General features: G+C 53.7%; 1 rRNA gene. It reads left to right on the top strand.

Annotated elements, in window-relative coordinates:
• Positions 1-2338 (top strand): 23S ribosomal RNA (locus tag ACYVGR_RS37640); the annotation flags it as partial.

Raw genomic sequence — 2338 nt, 5'->3', positions numbered from 1 at the left:
ATCCGGTAAGGCTAAATACAATCAGAAGACCGATAGCGCAGAGTACCGTGAGGGAAAGGTGAAAAGTACGGGGAGTACCCGGGTGAAATAGAACCTGAAACCAGGCACTTACAAGCGGTTGGAGCCCCCAGTGTGGGGTGACAGCGTGCCTTTTGCATAATGAGCCTACGAGTAACCGTCACTGGCGAGGTTAAGGTCGTTGACGACCGGATCCGAAGCGAAAGCGAGTCTGAACAGGGCGTCTAGTCAGTGGGGGTTGACGCGAAACTTGGTGATCTATCCCTGGCCAGGCTGAAGGGGTGGTAACACACCGTGGAGGGCCGAACCGATAAGCGTTGAAAAGCTTCCGGATGAGCTGGGGATAGGGGTGAAAGGCCAATCAAACTGAGAAATAGCTCGTACTCTCCGAAATGTTTTTAGGAACAGCGTTACGTGTTACTGTCTGTGAGGTAGAGCGACCAACAGGATGCGGGGGAGTCACATCCTACCAACTTCTGATGAACTCCGAATGCGCAGAGAGGTGCGTGGCAGTGAGGGCTTGGGTGCTAAGGTCCAAGTCCGAGAGGGGAACAACCCAGACCATCATCTAAGGTCCCCAAGTGTGTGCTAAGTTGAACAAAGGCGGTCCGGCTGCTGAGACAGCCAGGAGGTTAGCTTGGAAGCAGCTATTCCTTTAAAGAGTGCGTAACAGCTCACTGGTCGAGCGGGGCGGGCGTCGATAATAAACGGGCATCAAGCACACCACCGAAGGTATGGACACATACAAGAGTATGTTGTGGTAGGAGAGCATTCTATGGGGGGTGAAGTTGCAGCGTGAGCTGTGGTGGACCGCATAGAAAAGCAAATGTAGGCATAAGTAACGAGAATGAGGATGAGAACTCCTCACACCGAAAAGCTAAGGTTTCCTCCGCGATGGCAGTCATCGGAGGGTTAGTCGGGGTCTAAGGCTAAGCGGACACGTGATGCTGAAGGGGATTGGGTTAATATTCCCAAACTATCTATGCAGGTAAATTTATGACGGAGTGCCAGAGATTCTAGGTCCTGACGGAATAGGGCGTTGAGCGGAGGTTTCGGCTGAAGCGAAGAGTAGACGGGGCTTCCAAGAAAAGTAGATTTATGTTAAGCGTATAGATACCCGTACCGTAAACCGACACAGGTAGCTGGGATGAATATTCTAAGGTGCGCGAAAGAATCATGGTTAAGGAACTCGGCAAGATTACCCTGTAACTTCGGGATAAGGGGGGCCGTCTGGCAACAGCGGCTGCAGAGAAGAGGCCCAGGCGACTGTTTACCAAAAACACAGGACTCTGCCAAAATGAAAGTTGACGCATAGGGTCTGACACCTGCCCGGTGCTGGAAGGTTAAGGGGGGAGCTTAGTCGCAAGGCGAAGGTTTGAACTGAAGCCCCAGTAAACGGCGGCCGTAACTATAACGGTCCTAAGGTAGCGAAATTCCTTGTCGGGTAAGTTCCGACCTGCACGAATGGTGTAACGATCTGGGCACTGTCTCAACCATGAGTTCGGTGAAATTGTAGTAGCGGTGAAGATGCCGCTTACCCGCCACGGGACGGAAAGACCCCGTGCACCTTTACTACAGCTTAACGCTGAATGCCGGTCAGGCATGTGTAGGATAGGCGGGAGATTGCGAAGCGGTGTCGCCAGGCATCGTGGAATCAACCTTGAAATACCGCCCTTGGCTGACTGGCGTTCTAACTGGAGACAGGACCGCGTTTGGTGGGTAGTTTGACTGGGGTGGTCACCTCCGAAAGGGTAACGGAGGTTTCCCAAGGTTTGCTCATGCCGGACGGTAATCGGCAGGGGAGTGCAATAGCAGAAGCAAGCTTGACAGTGAGGCCTACAAGCCGATCTGGTGCGAAAGCAGGGTATAGTGATCCGGTGGTTCCGCATGGAAGGGCCATCGCTCAAAGGATAAAAGGTACGCCGGGGATAACAGGCTGATCTCCCCCAAGAGCTCACATCGACGGGGAGGTTTGGCACCTCGATGTCGGCTCGTCACATCCTGGGGCTGGAGAAGGTTCCAAGGGTTCGGCTGTTCGCCGATTAAAGTGGCACGCGAGCTGGGTTCAGAACGTCGTGAGACAGTTCGGTCCCTATCTGTGGTGGGCGTGGGAATACTGACGGGATCTGTCCTTAGTACGAGAGGACCGGGATGGACTCACCGCTGGCGAATCGGTTGTTTGGCCGCAGGCACGGCCGAGTAGCTACGTGGGGAACAGATAAGCGCTGAAAGCATCTAAGTGCGAAACTGGCCTGAAGATGAGTGTTCCGGTATAAAGGGGTGTTGTAGACGACGACGTTGATAGGCGGCAGGTGTAGGC

The sequence above is a fragment of the Spirosoma litoris genome, from assembly GCF_054776755.1.
This window is presented reverse-complemented; position numbering and strand designations above follow the sequence as displayed.